Raw genomic sequence first — 18539 nt, forward strand, 5'->3', positions numbered from 1 at the left:
CGATGCAGCTGCGCCATGTCTTCAGCGAGCTCAGCACCGGCCTGCGCCGCAACCTGACCATGCACCTCGCCGTCGTCGTCACGCTGTTCGTGTCGCTGACCCTCGCCGGCATCGGCATCCTCGTGCAGCGCGAGGCGACGATCGCCGTCGACGAGCTCGGCAGCGAGCTCCAGATCCGGGTCAACCTCTGCACCGAGGACGACCCCTCCCTGCGCCGCGGCACGGCCAACTGCGCGAGCGGTGAGGTCACCGCCGCGCAGAAGGAGCGCATCGAGCAGGAGCTCGAGTCCAGCCCCGAGGTCGAGTCCTTCGACTTCGAGAGCAAGCAGGAGAGCTTCGAGACCGCCTACGAGCAGGCCAAGCGCAAGGACCGCGGCTACCTCTTCGAGGGCGACGGCGCGGTCGTCACGGTCGAGCAGTGGCCGGCGGCGTACTGGGTGACGCTGAAGTCGCCCGACAAGGCCGATGGCGTGATCAGCGCGGTCGAGGGCCTCGACGGCGTCGCGAGCATCCTCGACCAGCGCGACGCCATGAAGCAGATCTTCGGGATCATGACGGTCCTCAAGTACGGCTCGTGGATCGGCTCCGGGTTCCTCCTCTTCGCCGCCCTGCTCCAGGTCGCGAACACGATCCGGCTGGCCGCCCTGGCGCGCCGCCGCGAGATCGCGATCATGCGCCTCGTGGGTGCCTCCACGCTCTACATCGCGCTGCCGTTCCTGCTCGAGGCGCTGGTCACCGCGATCGTCGGCGTCGGCCTCGCCGCCGGCGCGCTGGCCGCCTTCCAGTTCTGGGGCGTCGAGAACGGCATGGCCGAGCGGGTGACCTTCCTGCCCTGGGTGGACTGGAGCGACTACGGCCACGCGCTCTACGGCTACCTCCCGCCGGGCATCCTGCTGCTCGGCCCGGCGCTGACCTTGGTCCCGACACTCCTGCTGACCCGGAAATACGTCAAAGTCTGATCCACGGCAGTTACGGTCGAGGCGTTCACTTCCCCGAACACTGATTGGTTGTACCCGTGCGCTCCTTCCCCAGCGCCCCCTGGCTCCGCCGTACCCTCGACCGGATGCCGGCATGGGCTCATCCCCAATGGCTGGTGACCGCGGTCGCCGTCGTCGTCGCCCTGGCCGGCCTCGCCGTGCCGATCGCGCACGCCGACGACCGCGACGACCTCGAGGACAAGCAGGACCAGGTCCGCGGGCAGATCTCCAGCGTCAAGGACGACATCCACGAGGCGAGCGCCCGGGTCGCGAAGATCTCCTCGCAGCTCCGCAAGGCGCAGGGGCAGCTGAGCGCCGCCCGGTCGCGGCTCGCCGACGTCCGCGGTGAGCTGGCCGACGCACGCACCATCGCGACCCAGCTCAAGGCGAAGCTGGCGACGGCCGAGGCCAAGCTGGTGAAGGCGAAGGCCGACCTCGCGCAGGCGAAGATCGAGGTCGCCCAGCAGCGCGAGGAGGGGCGCGACACCCTCATCCGGATGTCGACGGAGGCCAACCCGGAGCTCGACGTGCTCATGTCGTACGCCGAGGGCGACAGCCTCGAGGAGGTGCTGGTCAGCCAGACCACCAACGGCGTGGTCACCGGCCGGCAGCAGCAGGCGCTCGACGCCCTCGAGGTGGTCCAGCAGCTGATGGCCGACCGCGAGGCCGCCGTGCGCGACGCCCGCAACGAGGTCGCGAGCGCCAAGAAGGAAGCCGACGCCAACGTCGCGACCATCACCAAGCTGGTCAACAAGGCCGCCGCCACCGAGGCCACGGTCTCCTCCCTCGTCAGCCGTACGTCGACCGCGCGGGCCGCCGTCGTGGCCGCCCGTGCCGCCGACCGGGCGGCGCTGCGCCGCCTGGAGGAGCGCGAGGCGCGGATCAAGCGCCGCATCCTCGCCCTCTCCCGCGGGCAGGGCGGCAGCTACAACGGCGACACCGGCGGCCTGCTGGCCAAGCCGGGCCCGGGGCCGGTCACGTCGCCGTACGGCTGGCGGATCCACCCCATCTACGGGTACTGGGGCCTGCACAACGGCATCGACTTCGGCACCGGCTGCGGCGCCCCGCTCGTCGCGGGCGAGTCCGGCAAGGTGATCGACACCTACTTCGACGAGGTCTACGGCAACCGCCTCTACCTCGCCATCGGGCGGGTCAACGGCGCCTCGATCGTGCTCGTCTACAACCACATGACCAGCTACGCCGTCGGCGAGGGCGCGCACGTGCGGCGCGGCCAGGTCGTCGGCTACTCCGGCTCGACCGGCTGGTCGACGGGCTGCCACCTGCACTTCATCGTGATGCGCAACGGCGAGCCCGTGGACCCGGCGCCGTACCTGTAGAAACCGCGTTGCGCCGTTCTGGGAGAATGGACGAATGGCCAAGGGGAAGTCGGGAGCGACGAGCAAGGGGGACGACGGCGGGCGCAAGCTCGTCGCGTCCAACAAGAAGGCGCGCCACGACTACCACATCGAGGACACCTACGAGGCGGGCCTGGTCCTCCAGGGCACCGAGGTGAAGTCGCTGCGGATGGGGCGCGCGAGCCTGGTCGACGGATTCGTCGACATCGACGGCGGGGAGGCCTGGCTGCACGGCGTCCACATCCCCGAGTACGCCCAGGGCACCTGGACCAACCACGCCGCCCGCCGCAAGCGCAAGCTGCTCCTGCACCGCGACGAGATCGACAAGATCGAGCGCAAGGTCAGCGAGAAGGGCCACACGGTCGTCCCGCTGGCGCTCTACTTCGTCAAGGGCCGGGCCAAGATCGAGATCGGCCTCGCCAAGGGCAAGAAGTCGTGGGACAAGCGCCAGGCGATCGCCGAGCGCACCGCGGACCGGGAGAAGGAAGAGGCGATCGGTCGCCGGCTCAAGGGCATGCGTGACTGATCGGCCGACCGAGGTCCAGGAGGTCCGCTCCTTCTGGGAGGGGCTCGGCCTGCCCGGGCTGGTCGACCTGCACACCCACTTCCTGCCGCCGGGCATCCAGCGCGCGGTGTGGGCGGTGTTCGACGAGGCCGGCCCGAAGATCGGTCGGCCGTGGCCGATCCGCTACCGGCAGTCGCTGGAGGAGCGGGTCGCGCTCCTGCGCGACTTCGGGGTCCGTGCCTTCCCGACCCATCCCTATGCGCACAAGCCCGGCGTGGCGTCGTACCTCAACGACTGGTCGGGGGAGTTCGCCGCGGGCGTGCCGGAGGTACTGCGCTCGGCGACCTTCTACCCCGAGCCCGAGGCGGGGGAGTACGTCGCCGAGCTCGTCGAGGACGGCGTGCGGATCTTCAAGATCCACCTCCAGGTCGGCGAGTTCGTCGCCGACGACCCGGTCCTGGACCCGGTCTGGGCGGTGCTGGAGGACAGCGGGACGCCGGTCACCGTGCACGCCGGCTCCGGTCCCGTCGGCAACGCCTTCACCGGGCCGGGCTCGGTGGCCCGCCTGCTGCGCCGGCACCCGCGGCTGCGGCTGGTCGTCGCGCACATGGGTGCGCCGGAGTACGAGGACTTCCTCGTCCTCGCCGAGCGCCACGAGAACGTCCACCTCGACACCACGATGGTCTTCACCGACTTCTTCGACCGGGACGCCGCCTATCCCGCGGGCCTGCTCCCGCGGCTGAAGGACCTGCAGGCCAAGGTGCTGCTCGGCTCGGACTTCCCGACCATCCCGTACCCCTACCACCACCAGCTCGAGGGTCTGGCCCGGCTCGAGCTCGGCGACGACTGGCTCCGCGACGTCTGCTGGCACAACGCCTTGCGGCTGCTCGGCCCCGACGCCGCAAATTCTTGACCCGGCCGCCCTTCCCTCCGGACCTTCCACGGGTGCAGTCTTGGCCCCGACCCGTCGTTGCTTTCCCGAGGAGAACCATGCGTGCTCGTCTCCCGATCCTGGCCGGCGCCATCCTCGCCGGCCTCGGTCTCGTCGCCCCCGCTCCCGCGACCGCCAGCACCGGCGGAACGGCTGATGGTGACACCCACCCGAACGTCGCCATGATCGCGTTCTACGACGCGGACGGCCGTTTCCGTTGCTCGGCGACCCTGATCAGCCCGACCGTGCTGGTCACGGCCGCCCACTGCACCGACGGCACGCTCGGACAGACGCTCGTCACCTTCGACAGCGTGATCGCCGAGGCGCCGCCGTCGCCGCTGCCCGTCGCTGCCGACGTCACCGCCGGCTACACGAAGGCCGAGCTCGAGGCGAAGGGCTACCTCTCCGGCACGGCGTACACGCACCCGGAGTACAGCGACTTCACCGACCTCGACAACTGGAACGACGTCGGCGTCATCGTCCTCGACGAGCCGGTCGAGGGCATCGCCCCGGCCCCGGTCGCCGCCCTCGGTGCGGCCAGTGCCATCAAGCAGCCGCGCAAGACCATCTTCACCGCGGTCGGCTACGGCACCGAGGTCCGGCAGGCCGACTCCGGCCCGCAGAAGCCCACCCCGATGAGCTACCCGCTGCTGCGCCGGTACGTCGACATGCCCGGCCAGAAGATCACGCCGCAGATCATCCAGACCAACGGCAACGAGCACGACCCCTTCGGCACCGGCGGCACCTGCTTCGGTGACTCGGGCGGGTCGCTGTGGCTCAACGGGAAGGTCGTCGCGGTGACGTCGTACGGCTACACGGACAACTGCCGCTACATCGACGGCTACCAGCGCATCGACATCCCCGTCGTCGCGGACTGGCTGGCGGGTTTCCTCGCGGACTGATCCGCATCGATCCACGCGCGCGGGCCCACCGGGAACAATCCGGTGGGCCCGTGTCGTTGAGTCCCAGTAGACTCGTGCTGTTCACAACTCAAGAGGGGCTGATCGGTTTCGACTTGGGACGTTAGTTCCAGGGGAAGCGGGTCGAGAAGCCAGCGTCATCTCGTAAACGATCGCTGGAAACCAATAACTGCCAACGCTAAGCGCAGTTCCTTCGCTCTCGCTGCCTGAGCAGTGATCGAAGCGTCTGACCGGGCATCCGTCTCCGTCCCGGACCCAGGCGTCATCCAGGAGACTTGCTGATCCGCTGCTGTCAGGGTGGCTGATCGGGACTCAAACCTGACTGGGCCTGTCGGCGACGTGTCAGTGCGAGCGCCGGGGCCGAGAACACGCCAGCACTGACTGCACCCGGAGAAGACCTGGATCGACGCTCGAGGACCGGGGTTCGATTCCCCGCAGCTCCACCAGACCTCTCATGAGACGACAGAGCCGCCCCTCGGGGCGGCTCTGCTGTCTTTTCGGGGAGTGATCAGACGGCCGTCCGACGGGCGTGGCCCATCGCGAGCAGGGACACCAGGTCGTAGGCGACGTGCGCGGCGGCGACGCCGGTCATCTCGGCGTGGTCGTACGCCGGCGCGACCTCGACGACGTCGCCGCCGACCACGTCGAGGTCGGCGAAGCCGCGCAGGATCTCCAGCAGCTCGCGGCTGGTGAGGCCGCCGGCCTCCGGCGTGCCCGTGCCGGGGGCGTGGGCCGGGTCGAGGACGTCGATGTCGATGGACAGGTAGACCGGCCGGTCGCCCACGCGCGCGCGGAGCCGGTCGACGACCTCGTCGACCCGCAGCCGGTAGACGTCGGCGGCGGTGACGATGCCGAAGCCGAGGCGGCGGTCGTCCTCGAGGTCCCGGGGTCCGTAGAGCGGGCCGCGGGTGCCGACGTGGCTGAGCGCCTCGGTGTCGAGGATCCCCTCCTCGACCGCGCGGCGGAACGGCGTGCCGTGGGTGTACTCGGCGCCGAAGTAGGTGTCCCACGTGTCCAGGTGGGCGTCGAAGTGGACCAGCGCGACGGGTCCGTGACGCTCGGCCGCGGCCCGCAGGAGCGGCAGGGAGATGGTGTGGTCGCCTCCCACGACGACCAGGCGCGCGCCGTCGGCGGTCAGCGCTGCCGCTCCCGCCTGCACCGACTCGACCGCCTCGTCGATGCGGAACGGGTTGGCGACGATGTCGCCGGCGTCCGCGACCTGCGCGACCTCGAACGGCGAGACGCCGAGGCCCGGGTGGTAGGGGCGGAGCAGGCGCGAGGACTCCCGCACGTGCGCCGGGCCGAACCGTGCGCCCGGGCGGTAGGAGACCCCGCTGTCGAACGGGACGCCGGCGACGACGATGTCGGCGGCGGGCACCTCGTCGATGCGGGGCAGCCGGGCGAAGGTCGCCGGGCCGGCGAAGCGGGGGACGAGCGAGCTGTCGGTGGGACCGATGGTGGTCACGGGTACCTCTCTGGATCGGCTGTGGATCGGCTCTGGATCAGGTCTGGGTCAGGCGACGGCGACGGCGGGGCCGTCCGCGGCGACGATGGGCGTCGCGCCGGCGGTCCCGGTGGGGACCAGGCGCGGACCGTCGGGGCCGAAGGCGTCCTCCGGCTCCGGGAAGATCCACAGCAGCGCCGGGTAGAGCAGCGCGGCGAGGCCGAGGCCGACCGGGATGCTCAGGTCGACGCCGTTGGCGAGGTCGCCGAGCGGGCCGACGAACTGGCCGGGCACGTTGACGAAGCAGATGCTGAGCGCCGCGGGCACCAGCCAGCCGACGAGGCCCCGGAAGTTCCAGCCGTGCGCGAACCAGTAGCGGCCCCCGCGCTGGCGGCGGTTGAACACCTGGAGCGAGTCGGAGTCGTACCAGCCGCGGCGCACGACCCAGCCGATCGTCATCACGACCATCCAGGGGACCGTGCAGGTGATGATCAGGATCGCGAAGGTGGAGATGCTCTGGACGACGTCGAGTGCGAACCGGCCCACGAAGATGAACGCGATCGCGAACACGCCGATGAAGACGGTCGCCTGGACGCGGGTGAACCGCGGGAACACGCTGGAGAAGTCGAGCCCGGTGCCGTAGAGCGACGTGGTCCCGGTCGACATGCCGCCCACCAGCGCGATCAGGCACACGGGGACGAAGTACCACTCGGGCGCGACGGCGAGCAGCCCGCCGACGTAGTCGCCGGCCGTGATGTAGTCACCGGCGTCGGTCGCGATCACGGTCGCGGTGACGAGGCCGAAGCCGAACGGGACCAGGGTCGCGAGCTGGGCGAGCACGGTCGCGAGCATCACCCTGCGGCGCGGGGTCTCCCGCGGGATGTAGCGCGACCAGTCGCCGAGGAAGGCGCCGAAGGAGACGGGGTTCGACATCACCACCAGCGCCGCTCCGACGAAGGAGGGCCAGTAGAGCGCGTTGGTCGCGGCGTCCGCGCCGGGACCGTAGATGCCCGCGTAGCCCGGGTCGAAGGCCCCGCCGAAAGCGACGATCCCCAGCAGGAAGAGTGCCGTGGCGGCGGCCACGGCCACCTTGTTGACGAGCAGCATGAAGCGGAAGCCGTAAATGCAGACCACGAGGACCAGCACGGCGAAGATGCCGTAGGCGATCGCGAGGACGGCGTCGTTGACCGGTACGCCGACGGCGCGGTTCGCTGCGCCGACGAGGACGTCGCCCGACGACCAGACGGAGATCGAGAAGAACGCGAGCGCCGTCAGCAGCGACAGGAACGAGCCGACGACCCGGCCGTGCACGCCGAGGTGGGCCGAGGACGAGACCGCGTTGTTGGTGCCGTTGCGCGGCCCGAAGACCGACATCGGCGCGAGGATCAGCGCGCCGACGCCCAGGCCCAGCAGGGTGGCGAGCAGGGCGTCGCGGAAGCTGAGGCCGAACAGGATCGGGAAGCTGCCCAGCACGACGGTCGCGAAGGTGTTGGCGCCGCCGAAGACGAGCCGGAACAGGTCGAGCGGGCGGGCGCTGCGCTCGGCGTCGGGGATGGCGTCGACGCCGTGCGTCTCGACCTCGGTGGCCTTCGGGGGCGCTGCGATCTCGGACATCGGGTTCCTTCCTACGCCACCGGGCAGGGTGACAGGTGCTCGTGGACGGCGACCACGCGGTCGCCGTCGAGGACGAAGACGATGGACTCGCGCTCGTCGGTCTCGGTGCGCTCGCCGTCGACGACCGTCACGGTGTGGACGCGGTGGGTCAGGACGCCGGTGTCCCCGTGGACCTGGACCAGCCGGTCGGTGCTGGTGCACGACTCCACGCGCCAGCCGTCGGCCAGCCAGCCCGCCCACAGCCGTTCGTACGACGCCCGGTCGTCGAGCCGGTCGGGCTCGGGGTGGAACACGAAGGTGGCCGACGGCGCGAAGCAGTCGAAGTAGGCGGCCGTGTCGGTCGCCGCGAACGCGGCCACCAACCGGTCGGTCGCCGCGAGCACCTGCTCGGTGGTCAGTGCCGCCATCGTTCCTCCGTCGTCCTCGGTCGTCGTGGTGGCCGCACCGTAGGCGTGATCTGGGACACCCGGCAAGCACTTCGTGCGTTACAGAGCCGCAACAAGTCACGATCGTCCACAGCTCAGGCCTACTATGGCGACAACGGCTTCGCATGAGTGGTCAGTGGTGATCGAAACGCCACCGTGGGAAGTCCGAAAGAAGTCGGAAAAATCTTCGAGGGGCGAGACGGTGGACGAGGTCGACGAGGCGATCGTGGAGCTGCTCGAGCACGACGGCCGGATGTCGCACCCGGCGATCGCCCGGGCGGTCGGCACCTCGCGGTCGGGAGCTGCCGCCCGTGTGCAGCGGCTGCTCGGGTCGGGCCAGGTCGAGGTGCGCGGGGTGGTCCACCCCGCGGTCCTCGGCCAGGGCGCCCTCGCCTACGTCACGCTGACCGTCCAAGGTCCGGTGGCACCGGTCGCCGCCTGGGTCGCCGAGCGCGAGGACGTGCCCTTCGTCTCCCTGCCCACCGGGCGGCAGGTCGTGCTGGTGGAGGTGCGGGCCGGGTCGACGCAGGAGGTCGACCGCGCGGTCACCGAGCTGCGCTCCCACCCGTCGGTGCGCGCCGTCGAGGTGCTGACCTACGTCGAGGTCGTGCGCGACGTGGTCGGCCCCACGGGGGACGTCGACGGTGACGTCGACGAGACCGACCTGACGCTGCTCCGCGCGCTCGAGGAGGACGGGCGGGCGTCGTACGTCGACCTCGCGCGGCTGGTCCGCCTCTCGCCCGCAGGGGTACGCCGCCGCGTGCTGCGGCTGCTCGACGACGGGCTGGTCCGGGTCGGGGCGATCGTGCGGCACTCAGGCCGCGACCGGCAGCCCACGATGGGCCTGGGCCTGCGACTCTCCGGCGATCCCGCGCCCGTCGTGGACCTGCTGGCCGGCGACCGCGAGGTCATCTTCCTCGCCCGGACGCTGGGTCGGTTCGACCTGCTGCTGACGCTGCGGGCCCATGCCGGCGCCGACCTCGCCGAGCGGATCGACCGCGTGCGGTCCCTGCCCGGCGTGGAGGACGTCGAGTGCTGGAGCCACCTGCACATCGTCAAGGAGACCTACGCGGCGGTCCGGGTCGGCGGCGCGCCGCGTTCCTGACCGGCGACCGGCCCGCCGCCGACCGCCGCTCTGGCAGGATCGCCGCATGGAGCCGACGGTGGACCTCTTGCCCAAGCTGCGCGGCAGTCTCGCGACCGGTGCGACGGCCTACGGCGCGACCGCGATCGGGGCGGCGGCGCTGGGCGCCCTGGCGATCGGCGCCGTCGCCGTGGGTGCGGTCGCGATCGGGCGACTCACCCTGGGGGAGGGACGGATCAGCCGGCTCGTCATCGACGAGCTCGAGGTGAAGGTGCTGCGGGTCGGCTCGGTCGAGTCGCTCGACTGACGGGGCGTCTGGTCCACGCGGTCGGGGGTACCTCCCGGAGATCCCACTCCGCGTGGGCGAAAGAAAGGAACCGCCATGGGTACGCTCCTGTGGATCGCCGCAGTCGTCCTCGTCATCGCCGGAATCGTCACGTTGATCCAGGGCAGCATCCTGCTCGGCATCGTGCTGATCGTCGTGGGGCTCCTGGTGGGGCCCGGAGGTGTCTCCATCTTCAACGGGCGCGGCAACACCGTCTGACCGCAGCACGCTGACCGGGAGAGCCCTCTAGGCTCGGGCGGCGGCGTCCAGCGCTTCGTCGAGCGGGACGTCGCCGCCCACCAGGTTCCACTGCTGGCCGACCGTGTCGGGACGGTCGAGCACGGCCGCGAGGACGGCGGCCACGTCGGCCCGGGTCACCGGGCCGCGCGGGACGTCCGGTCCGATCGCCACGTGCCCGGTCGCCGGGTCGTCGGTGAGCCGGCCCGGACGCAGGATCGTCCAGGCGAGGTGGCTCGCGCGCAGGGCCGCGTCGGAGTCGCGCTTGGCCGCGACGTACGCCGCCCAGACCTCGCCCGCATCGGGAGTGACCGGCTCGTCGACGTCGATCGCGGAGACCTGCACGAAGCGGCGGATGCCCAGACGGGTCGCCGCCTCGATCGACTTGAGCGAGCCCTCGAGGTCGACGGTGCGCTTGCGCTCGATGTTGCCGTCGGGTCCGCCGCCCGCGCTGAACACGACGGCCGAGCAGCCCTCGAACGCCGCGGCGAAGTCGTCGACGCCGGCGTTCTCGATGTCGAGCAGGCGCACCTCCGCCCCGAGCTCCTCCAGCGCGGCGCGCTGCTCCTCCGAGCGGACGAGCGCGACGGGCGTGTGGCCCTGGGCGACGACGAGGGGGTGCAGCAGCCGGGCGATCTGGCCGTTGCCTCCGACGATGGCGACGAGCATGCACCCAATCTACGTGCGACCCCCACGGCCCCTACGGGCGCACCGTCAGGGTCTGCGCGATCGTGCCGAGCGGCCCGTCCTCGTCGTGCATCTTCGAGCTGGTGACGCCGATGCCGCCGGGACCGTACGACTGGGTCGTGTCGAGCCCGAGCCAGCCCTCGGCCGGGGCGTGCAGGAAGTGGGCGGTCAGGTCGAGGTTGGGGAAGGCCACCTCGCCGGGGTCGGCGCGCACCGCGATGCCGTTCGTGACGTCGACCAGCCCCGCGACCGCGGCCAGCCGGCTGACCGGCTCGTCGGCGACCAGTGCGTGCGGCGTGCGGACCCAGACCATCGACCGGCCGGGGCCGAGCTCCTTGCGGCGGACCTCGAGCGACGCGATGAACCCGCCCCGCCACAGGCCGGCCATGTCCCACGGCTCCATCTCGTCGGCGGACGGGATGGAGGGAAGGTCGGTCCCGGCGAGCGGGGTCGTGTCGTAGGGCTCCGCCAGCCACGCCCTGAGTACGACGACCGTGCGGCCACCGTGCGACGCGGTCGCCTGCACCAGCTCGATCGTGCGGCCCGGCCGCAGCACCTCGACGGACACGTCGATCGGCTCGATCGGCACGGTGCCGAAGATGTCGTAGGACAGCCGGCTGACCACGAGACCGTCCTGGCGGCGCCGGTCCCGGTCGGTCTCCACCTCGTGCGCCAGCACGCCGAGCGCGGGCGCGATGTGCTGGGTCGCGAGGTCCCACGCCCCGCCCACGTGCTCGGTGGGGGTGAAGGTGTGCGGTGCGGTCCGGTGCCAGTACGCCACGGGCCCATTGTCCCGGGGGCCGGTCGGGCGTCGTACCCCCGATCGGAGGGGCGGGCCACTTGATCGGCGCGCCCAGTTCACCTCCGGCCCACCGCGCCGCCACCTGCGGCTGGTCGGGTGGCCCCCATGACCCGGAACACCACCCTCCTCCCGAGGACCCTGCTGGCCCTCGCCACCTCGGCCGCCGTCACGCTCGGCGCCGCCACCGTCCCCGCCGAGGCCGCGCCGGCCGGCCACGGCAAGCCGGCCGCCGACGAGACCACCCCGCTCGTGTTCGCCCACCGGGGCGCGTCCGGCTACCGGCCCGAGCACACGCTCGCGGCCTACCGCCTCGCGATCCGGATGGGCGCCGACTACATCGAGCCCGACCTGGTCTCGACCAAGGACGGCGTCCTCGTCGCCCGGCACGAGAACGAGATCAGCGGCACCACCGACGTCGCCGCGCACCCGGAGTTCGCTGGGCGCCGCGCGACGAAGGTCATCGACGGCGTCACGGTCACGGGCTGGTTCACCGAGGACTTCACCCTCGCCGAGCTCAAGACGCTGCGCGCCAAGGAGCGGCTGCCCCAGGTCCGCCCGGGCAACACCGCCTTCGACGGCCGGTTCGAGATCCCGACCCTGGATGAGGTCATCCAGCTCGCGAAGCGTGAGTCGGGCCGTACTGGCCGGACCATCGGCATCGCGCCGGAGACCAAGCACCCGACCTACTTCGACTCGATCGGGCTCTCGCTCGAGGAGCCGCTGGTGCGCGCCCTGCGCCGCAACGGCCTCGACCGCGCCAACGCCAGGGTCGTCATCCAGTCCTTCGAGACCGGCAACCTGCGCCAGCTCGACACGCTGACCCGGGTGCCGCTGGCACAGCTGGTCGACGCCGCCGGGGCGCCGTACGACCTCAAGGCCGCCGGCTCGACCACGACCTACGCCGACCTGGTGAAGCCGGCCGGGCTCGCCGAGGTCGCGACCTACGCCGACTGGGTCGCCCCGAACAAGAACCTGATCCTGCCGCGGGACGCCTCCGGCGCCATCGGTACGCCGAGCGCGGTCGTGGCCGACGCCCACGCCGCCGGGCTCGAGGTCGTCACCTGGACGATGCGTGTCGAGAACCAGTTCCTGCCGACGAACCACCGCATCGGCACCGACCCGAACGCGAAGGGCGACCTCGCCGGCGAGATCGACGCCTTCCTCGACGCCGGGGTCGACGCGCTCTTCTCCGACAGCGCCGACATCGCGGTCGCCGCCCGCGACGCGTGGGTGGCCGACAACGACTGAGGCGTCTTCTTCGCCCGGCAGGGGGCACCGTGGCGACATGCGCCTGGGCCCCCTGCTGGCATTTCTCGCCGTCGTGCTCGCTGCCGGACTCCTGGCGCCGCCGCCGGCTGGCGCCGCCGACGGGCTGACGCTCACCGCTCCCGCGCAGTACGCCGACCGCGACACCCCGTTGACGATCGCCGGCGCGCCGCCCGGCGCCGCGGTGGTCCTCGAGCGCTTCGACGGCACGGACTGGCAGCCCGCAGGCTCCTTCGTCGCCGGTGAGGACGGCACCGTGACCACGCCGGTGCGCGTGCTGCGGGTGCCCGCGCGCAACCTGGTCCGCGCCACCGCCGCCGGGGCCACGGGGGAGCTCCGGCTCCCGCTGCGCGCGATCGGCACGACCACCACGCTGACCGGCCCGCGGCAGGTCGTCGACGAGCGGTCGATCACGTTGACCGTCGTACGACGGACGGCGGAGGGGACGGCGGTCCCCGGACCGGTCCTGCTGCAGCGCATCGTGGCGGGATCGTGGAGCACGGCCCGCACCCTCACCCTGGGCACGACCGGTACGGCGACCACCTCGGTCACGCCTCGCAGCGACAGCACCTGGCGGGTGGCCAGCCCCGCGCAGCCGTGGGCGGCCTCCTCGGTCAGCGCCCGGCTGGCCGTCGACAACCTGCCGCCGGGGCGCCCGGTCGCGTTGCCGGAGGCGGCGCCGCGTCCGCGGGTCGCGCTGCCCGCCGCACCCCGGGCCACCGGCGCCGGTGCGAACGCCGCGATCTACCGGATCCCGGACCGGGTCTGGCGCTCCATGGTCGGGCGCAGCTGGCACCGCGGCTGCCCGGTCGGCCGCTCGGGCCTGCGCCTGCTGCGGATCAACTACTGGGACTACGCCGGCTACCGCCGCCGCGGGGAGCTGGTCGCGGCCGCGTCGGTCGTCCGGCAGATGGCCGGCGCCCTCGCCGACATGTACCGCGCGGGCCTGCCCATCCGCTCGATGTACCGGGTCGACCGGTTCGGCTGGTCGAAGCGGCTGCAGGGGGCCGACGACTACCGGTCGATGGCCGCCGGCAACACCTCGGCCTTCAACTGCCGGTGGGTCGTCGGCCGGCCTGGCGTCCGCAGCCCGCACACCTACGGACGGGCGCTGGACCTGAACACCTGGGAGAACCCCTACCTGTCGCGCCAGGGCTGGGAGCCGAACTCCTGGTGGCCCTCGCGCTCGCATCCCCGCGCCGCCTGGCGCAGCCGCAGCCACGCCGTCGTGGCGATCATGCGCGCCCGCGGCCTGCGCTGGACCTACGGCACGTCGGACAGCCAGCACTTCGACGCCGTGCCCCCGGGTGGCCGACCGATCGTCGTACCCGGTTGCGCGGTCGTGGTCTGTCACTAGCCTGACGTCGTGGCGGACTGCATCTTCTGCGCGATCGTCGCCGGCGACGCCGAGGCCGACGTCGTCCTCGACGAGCCGGGGTTCCTGGCCTTCCTCGACCGGCGCCCGGTGTTCAAGGGCCACGTCCTGCTCGTGCCCCGCGAGCACGTGGTCACGCTGCCCGACCTCCCGGCGAGCGAGCGTGACGGTTTCCTCGCCGCCGCCCAGCGCCTCGCCACCGCCGTCGTCGAGGGCCTCGGCGCGCAGGGCAGCTTCGTCGCGATGAACAACGTCGTCAGCCAGTCCGTCCCGCACCTGCACCTGCACGTCGTGCCGCGGACGAAGGGCGACGGGCTGCGCGGCTTCTTCTGGCCCCGCCGCACGTACGCCGACGGGGAGTCCGCGGAGTATGCCGCCCGCCTGCGGGCCGCGCTCTCCGCGTAGGCTGCCGCCGATCGTCTACCGAGTTGAGAGGTCAGCACCCATGGGTCGTTTCGACGGGCGAGTCGCCGTCATCACCGGAGCAGCGCGCGGGATCGGGTTCGGCACCGCCACCCGGTTCGCCGAGGAGGGCGCGTCGGTCGCGATCGTCGACCTCGACGAGACCGCGGCCGCCGAGGCCGCCGCGAAGCTGCCGCTCACCGAGGGTGCGAAGGCCATCGGCGTGGGCGCCAACGTCTCCGACGGCGCGTCGGTCGACGCCGCCATCGAGCGGGTCGTCACCGAGCTGGGTGGGATCCACATCCTGGTGAACAACGCGGGCATCACCCGCGACAACCTCCTCTTCAAGATGACCGAGGAGGACTGGGACCTGGTGATGGGGGTGCACCTCAAGGGTGCGTTCTTGATGACCAAGGCCGCGCAGAAGCACTTCGTGGAGCAGAAGTACGGCAAGGTCGTGAACATCTCCTCGATCTCGGCGCTGGGCAACCGGGGGCAGGCCAACTACTCGGCCGCGAAGATGGGCGTGCAGGGCTTCACCCGCACCCTGGGCATCGAGCTGGGCCCGTTCGGGATCAACGTCAACGCGGTCGCGCCGGGCTTCATCGCGACCGAGATGACCGACGCCACCGCGGCCCGGCTGAAGATGGACGTCGACGAGTTCCGCCGCCTCAACGCGGAGGCGAACCCGGTCCGCCGCGTCGGCCTGCCCGACGACATCGCGGCCGCGGTCACCTTCCTGTCGGCCGACGAGTCGTCGTACATCACCGGCCAGACGCTCTACGTCGACGGCGGGATCAGCCTCGGAACCTGAGCACCCTGCAATGCAGCACATGGAGCCGCTCCCGCGACACGCGGGGGCGGCTCCGTCGTCCTCGGGGCCTCTGGGCCAGACTGGTCGGGTGCGTGTGAAGACTCTGCGATCTGCCCTGCCCGCCTCGCTCGTCGTGATGAGCCTCGTGCTCGCCGGATGCGGCGGGGGAGACGACGACTCCGCCGACAAGCCCAAGAGCGACGAGACCCCGTCGCAGAGCCAGGCGCCCGAGGAGCCGGCCACCTGGCCGCTGACGGGTGAGCTGACCAAGGGCGGCGCCTCGGCGGAGCTCACCCACCCGGCGTACATCGTCAAGATCGACAACTCCCAGGACAGCAACCCGCAGATCGGTGTCGGCAAGGCCGACCTCGTGGTGGAGGAGCTGGTCGAGGGCGGCATCACGCGCCTTGCGGTCTTCTACTACGAGAACCTGCCCAAGCAGGTCGGCCCGGTCCGCTCGATGCGGCTGACCGACATCGGCATCGCCAAGCCGCTCGGTGCCTCGATCGTCACCTCGGGTGCGGCGCCGGTCACGCTCGACGGCCTGCGGAAGGCCGGCATCAAGTTCCTCGACATGAACAACCCGCACGTCGTGCGGGTCAGCGACGGCACCCACGACTCGCTGCACAGCGTGATGGCCAACCTGAAGAAGATCGGCGCCGAGGCGAAGCAGGACCCCGCGCGTCCCGCCGACTACCTGCCCTTCGGCGACGAGGCGCTCCCCGCCGGCAAGCCGGCGACCACGATCGACGTCAAGCTCTCCGGCTCCCGGACGTCGCACTGGAAGTTCGAGGGCGGGAAGTACGTCCTGCAGAACGGCTACATGCCGCAGGGCGACGTCTTCACCCCGGACACCGTCATCGCGGCCACCGTGCGCACGACGCTCGCGCCCTACTCCGACCCGGCCGGCAACCCGGTCCCGGTCTCCCACTTCGAGGGCAGCGGCAAGGCGCTGATCTTCCACGACGGCGAGGTCGTCGAGGCGACCTGGGAGAAGGCCGACGAGGGCGCCGAGATCACCTTCAAGGATGCCGACGGCAAGGAGCTCGACATCCCGGTCGGGCGCACCTGGCTCGAGCTGGTGCCCGGCAAGGGCGCCGCGGCGACCGGTGGGGTCACCTACGGCAAGTGAGCCGTCCTTGAGCCCGCGCTGACCGGTCGGCCCCGCCAGGGGCCGGCCGGTCGGCCATTTCCGGCGGCTCAGTCGCTCTCGTCGGCCTCGGGCAGCTCGACGGTGTCGAAGGCACTGGGCATGTCGATGCCCTTCTCCACGAGGCTCTGCACGCCGGCGAGGAGGAAGCCGATGGCGTTCTCGACGCGCCGCGCCGCCGCCTCCGGGTCGTCGGAGGTGGCGACGGACTCGCCGGCCGACGACATCGCGCCGAAGAAGATGCGCGAGAAGGTCTGCAGCATCGGCTCGTCGAGCTCCCAGGAGCCGGCGTCGAGCGTGGCGCGGACGATCTCGACGATGTTCGCGTACGTCGAGCGCTCCTCCTGCTCGCGGAACCGCTCGTAGCCCAGCACGGCCGGGCCGTCCTGGATGACGATCCGTCGGTAGCGCATCTCCTGCACCACCTGGAGGAAGGAGCGCAGGCCCTCGGTCGCCTTGCGCCACGGGTCCTTCTCGTTGCGCAGGGCCTTCTGGATCCGCTTCGCCGACTCCTGCTCGACCCGCTCGAAGACGGCCTCGAAGAGCGCCTGCTTGCCGGAGTAGTGGTGGTAGAGCGCGCCCTTGGTCACCCGCGCGCCGGCGACGATGGCGTCCAGCGAGGTGGCGGCGTACCCCTTCTCGGCGAAGAGCTTCTCGGCGACGTCGACCAGGGCCCGCTTGGTGGAGGCGGAGTACGCCGCCCTCCGGGTCGCTCCCGCGACCCCCGGAACCTTGGGGACCAGCTTGGAGACGGACGCCTTTGCCACCGGTTCAGCATAGGCAACCCGCATTCCGGATCGTGACACCGGTCACCCCCGGAGGTGGGCGGGATCACGGTGTCGTGCCGTTTGGCATACCCCCGGTCTGCGCCATACTCGTAGTACGTACCAGCGGTATGTCAGGTACCCCCAGTCTTCCCTCCCGAGGCCTGGCAGCCGCCGAGAAGCAAGGAGCTGACCATGACCTGGAAGGCCTACCACAACCGGGGCGAGACCCTCCGCGCCGTCATCAACACGTCCTCCGTCCGCCGTGACGGCGTCCTGCCCATGGACGTCGCCGGCGTCGCGGAGACCTTCCGCGACGAGCTCGACCTGCTCGCCGCGCTCACGCTCAAGTGGCACACCCGCCTGTCCGGCAACATCGAGCAGATGCTGGCCCACCAGCCGGTCGACCTCGACGAGGCCGTCACCGTCGCCTGGAGCAACACCGCGCACGAGCTCGCCGGTGTGCGGATGATCATCGACAACTACCGCACCAACCCGCTCGACGACGCCATGGCCCGGGCCATGGCGACCGCCGCGGACAAGGAGCACTACCTGCTGGCCGTGATGGCCGGCCGCTCCAGCCTGCTGAGCGAGGAGGCCGCGCTCCGCATCGGCGCCGACCTCGAGGAGCGGGCCCGCCTGCTCCACCGCGGCATCCCGGTGATCACGCCGGACGCCGCCTACGAGGAGCCGGAGGTGCGGGGCTCGCTCCTCGAGCGCCTGCGCGCGGTGCTCGCCGCCTGACCGACCCCCCCGCTGAGTCCGACCCCGGACCTGACGCACCCTCCCTCCCAACGCGTCGGGTCCGGGGTCGCCCCGTGTCCGGACACCGGCGCCGCGTGGGTCGAGGTGGGATGATGGGGACATGTCGAGCGCAACCGGCCACGGCACGGGGGAGATCGCGGTCGGGAGCCTGCTCCTGGCCAGTCCGGCGCTGCTGGACCCCAACTTCGTCGACACGGTGGTGCTGCTGCTCGACGTGAACGACGAGGGCGCGCTCGGCGTCGTCCTCAACCGGCCCTCGGCCCTGCCCGTCTCGGAGGTGCTGGGGGAGTGGGGGGACGTCGTCGACGAGCCGGAGGTGCTCTTCCAGGGCGGCCCGGTCTCCACCGACGGTGCCCTCGCGGTGGCGCTGGCGTCGCCCGACGGCCTCGACTCCGCCGGCTTCAAGGCGATGTGGGGCCGGATCGGCCTGCTCGACCTCGACACCCCGCGCGAGCTGGTCGACGGCACGGTCGACCGGCTGCGGATCTTCGCCGGCTACGCCGGCTGGGGCGCCGGCCAGCTGCAGGCCGAGGTCGCCGAGGGCAGCTGGTACGTCGTCCCGGGGCTCGTCGACGACGTGTTCGCCGGCGAGGTCCCCGACCTGCGCCGGCAGGTGCTGCGCCGCCAGCCCGGCGACCTCGCGATGCACGCCACCCGGCCGGCCGATCCCGAGCTCAACTGAGGGTGGGGATCGGGT

At 71.7% G+C, this 18539-nt stretch carries 21 protein-coding genes and 1 other RNA gene; 16 read left to right on the forward strand and 6 right to left on the reverse strand.

Annotated elements, in window-relative coordinates:
- Positions 1 to 2 precede the first annotated feature (2 nt).
- The 6 genes from ftsX to ssrA all read left to right on the forward strand — a co-directional run bounded on the left by ftsX (position 3) and on the right by ssrA (position 5134).
- Entirely contained in the window at positions 3 to 959 is a 957-nt protein-coding gene (ftsX, locus tag BJ993_RS17095; protein ID WP_036540691.1) for a permease-like cell division protein FtsX, read from the forward strand.
- A gap of 104 nt (positions 960 to 1063) precedes the next feature.
- Positions 1064 to 2314, forward strand: coding sequence for a M23 family metallopeptidase (locus BJ993_RS17100; RefSeq protein WP_179650170.1), 1251 nt, complete (start codon positions 1064 to 1066; stop codon positions 2312 to 2314).
- Positions 2315 to 2348: 34 nt separating this feature from the next.
- Positions 2349 to 2858 carry an SsrA-binding protein SmpB gene (gene smpB / locus BJ993_RS17105; RefSeq protein ID WP_179650172.1) on the forward strand — a complete coding sequence of 170 codons (510 nt, stop codon included), beginning with the start codon at positions 2349 to 2351 and terminating at the stop codon, positions 2856 to 2858.
- Positions 2851 to 3750 carry an amidohydrolase family protein gene (locus BJ993_RS17110; protein WP_179650174.1) on the forward strand — a complete coding sequence of 300 codons (900 nt, stop codon included), beginning with the start codon at positions 2851 to 2853 and terminating at the stop codon, positions 3748 to 3750. The genes smpB and BJ993_RS17110 overlap by 8 nt, the downstream gene beginning before the upstream one ends.
- 77 nt (positions 3751 to 3827) lie before the next feature.
- The gene (locus BJ993_RS17115) at positions 3828 to 4670 is read left to right on the forward strand and encodes a S1 family peptidase (RefSeq protein WP_179650176.1); all 843 of its coding nucleotides are present in this window, start codon (positions 3828 to 3830) and stop codon (positions 4668 to 4670) included.
- Positions 4671 to 4764: 94 nt separating this feature from the next.
- Positions 4765 to 5134, forward strand: a transfer-messenger RNA (tmRNA) gene (gene ssrA / locus BJ993_RS17120).
- Between the two features lie 62 nt (positions 5135 to 5196).
- Here the strand turns inward: ssrA and speB are convergent.
- Genes speB through BJ993_RS17135 form a run of 3 tightly spaced genes read right to left on the reverse strand, consistent with a single transcriptional unit; the run spans position 5197 to position 8153 of the window.
- A complete protein-coding gene (gene speB / locus BJ993_RS17125) occupies positions 5197 to 6153 on the reverse strand; it encodes an agmatinase (RefSeq protein ID WP_179650178.1) in 957 nt (318 codons plus the stop codon).
- Positions 6154 to 6201: 48 nt separating this feature from the next.
- Positions 6202 to 7746 carry a purine-cytosine permease family protein gene (locus BJ993_RS17130; RefSeq protein ID WP_179650180.1) on the reverse strand — a complete coding sequence of 515 codons (1545 nt, stop codon included), beginning with the start codon at positions 7744 to 7746 and terminating at the stop codon, positions 6202 to 6204.
- 11 nt (positions 7747 to 7757) lie between these two features.
- Entirely contained in the window at positions 7758 to 8153 is a 396-nt protein-coding gene (locus tag BJ993_RS17135; protein ID WP_179650181.1) for a YybH family protein, read from the reverse strand.
- Positions 8154 to 8373: 220 nt separating this feature from the next.
- On the opposite strand from BJ993_RS17135, the gene BJ993_RS17140 reads away from it, so the two are divergent.
- The 3 genes from BJ993_RS17140 (at position 8374) to BJ993_RS17150 (ending at position 9799) form a co-directional block, all read left to right on the forward strand.
- A complete protein-coding gene (locus BJ993_RS17140; protein WP_179650182.1) occupies positions 8374 to 9276 on the forward strand; it encodes an Lrp/AsnC family transcriptional regulator in 903 nt (300 codons plus the stop codon).
- A gap of 46 nt (positions 9277 to 9322) precedes the next feature.
- Complete coding sequence (locus BJ993_RS17145) at positions 9323 to 9562, forward strand: hypothetical protein (protein ID WP_179650183.1); 240 nt, start codon at positions 9323 to 9325, stop codon at positions 9560 to 9562.
- A gap of 75 nt (positions 9563 to 9637) precedes the next feature.
- Complete coding sequence (locus BJ993_RS17150; RefSeq protein WP_179650184.1) at positions 9638 to 9799, forward strand: GPGG-motif small membrane protein; 162 nt, start codon at positions 9638 to 9640, stop codon at positions 9797 to 9799.
- Positions 9800 to 9826: 27 nt separating this feature from the next.
- On the opposite strand, the gene BJ993_RS17155 is transcribed toward BJ993_RS17150, so the two are convergent.
- Together BJ993_RS17155 and BJ993_RS17160 are read right to left on the reverse strand one after the other, a co-directional pair.
- Positions 9827 to 10486 (reverse strand): SDR family oxidoreductase, encoded by a 660-nt coding sequence (locus BJ993_RS17155; protein WP_179650185.1) that lies wholly within the window; start codon positions 10484 to 10486, stop codon positions 9827 to 9829.
- 31 nt (positions 10487 to 10517) lie between these two features.
- A complete protein-coding gene (locus BJ993_RS17160) occupies positions 10518 to 11285 on the reverse strand; it encodes a thioesterase family protein (RefSeq protein ID WP_036540715.1) in 768 nt (255 codons plus the stop codon).
- Between the two features lie 126 nt (positions 11286 to 11411).
- On the opposite strand from BJ993_RS17160, the gene BJ993_RS17165 reads away from it, so the two are divergent.
- From BJ993_RS17165 to BJ993_RS17185, 5 genes are all read left to right on the forward strand, one after another.
- Entirely contained in the window at positions 11412 to 12554 is a 1143-nt protein-coding gene (locus tag BJ993_RS17165) for a glycerophosphodiester phosphodiesterase (protein WP_179650186.1), read from the forward strand.
- Positions 12555 to 12591: 37 nt separating this feature from the next.
- A complete protein-coding gene (locus BJ993_RS17170) occupies positions 12592 to 13929 on the forward strand; it encodes a M15 family metallopeptidase (RefSeq protein WP_179650187.1) in 1338 nt (445 codons plus the stop codon).
- Between the two features lie 9 nt (positions 13930 to 13938).
- Positions 13939 to 14352 (forward strand): HIT family protein, encoded by a 414-nt coding sequence (locus tag BJ993_RS17175; protein WP_179650188.1) that lies wholly within the window; start codon positions 13939 to 13941, stop codon positions 14350 to 14352.
- A 40-nt stretch (positions 14353 to 14392) separates the two neighbouring features.
- Entirely contained in the window at positions 14393 to 15163 is a 771-nt protein-coding gene (locus BJ993_RS17180; RefSeq protein WP_179650190.1) for an SDR family NAD(P)-dependent oxidoreductase, read from the forward strand.
- Between the two features lie 88 nt (positions 15164 to 15251).
- Complete coding sequence (locus BJ993_RS17185; protein WP_179650192.1) at positions 15252 to 16295, forward strand: DUF3048 domain-containing protein; 1044 nt, start codon at positions 15252 to 15254, stop codon at positions 16293 to 16295.
- Positions 16296 to 16363: 68 nt separating this feature from the next.
- Here the strand turns inward: BJ993_RS17185 and BJ993_RS17190 are convergent, their stop codons facing one another.
- Positions 16364 to 17080, reverse strand: coding sequence for a TetR/AcrR family transcriptional regulator (locus BJ993_RS17190; RefSeq protein ID WP_051931376.1), 717 nt, complete (start codon positions 17078 to 17080; stop codon positions 16364 to 16366).
- 192 nt (positions 17081 to 17272) lie between these two features.
- Between BJ993_RS17190 and BJ993_RS17195 the strand changes: the two genes are divergently transcribed.
- Together BJ993_RS17195 and BJ993_RS17200 are read left to right on the forward strand one after the other, a co-directional pair.
- Positions 17273 to 17821: a hypothetical protein gene (locus BJ993_RS17195; protein WP_179650193.1), complete on the forward strand. Its 549-nt coding sequence runs from the start codon at positions 17273 to 17275 to the stop codon at positions 17819 to 17821.
- Between the two features lie 121 nt (positions 17822 to 17942).
- Positions 17943 to 18524 carry a YqgE/AlgH family protein gene (locus tag BJ993_RS17200; protein WP_036540725.1) on the forward strand — a complete coding sequence of 194 codons (582 nt, stop codon included), beginning with the start codon at positions 17943 to 17945 and terminating at the stop codon, positions 18522 to 18524.
- The last annotated feature ends 15 nt before the right edge of the window (positions 18525 to 18539 follow it).

It is taken from the genome of Nocardioides aromaticivorans (genome assembly GCF_013408525.1).
Taxonomy (GTDB): domain Bacteria; phylum Actinomycetota; class Actinomycetes; order Propionibacteriales; family Nocardioidaceae; genus Nocardioides; species Nocardioides aromaticivorans.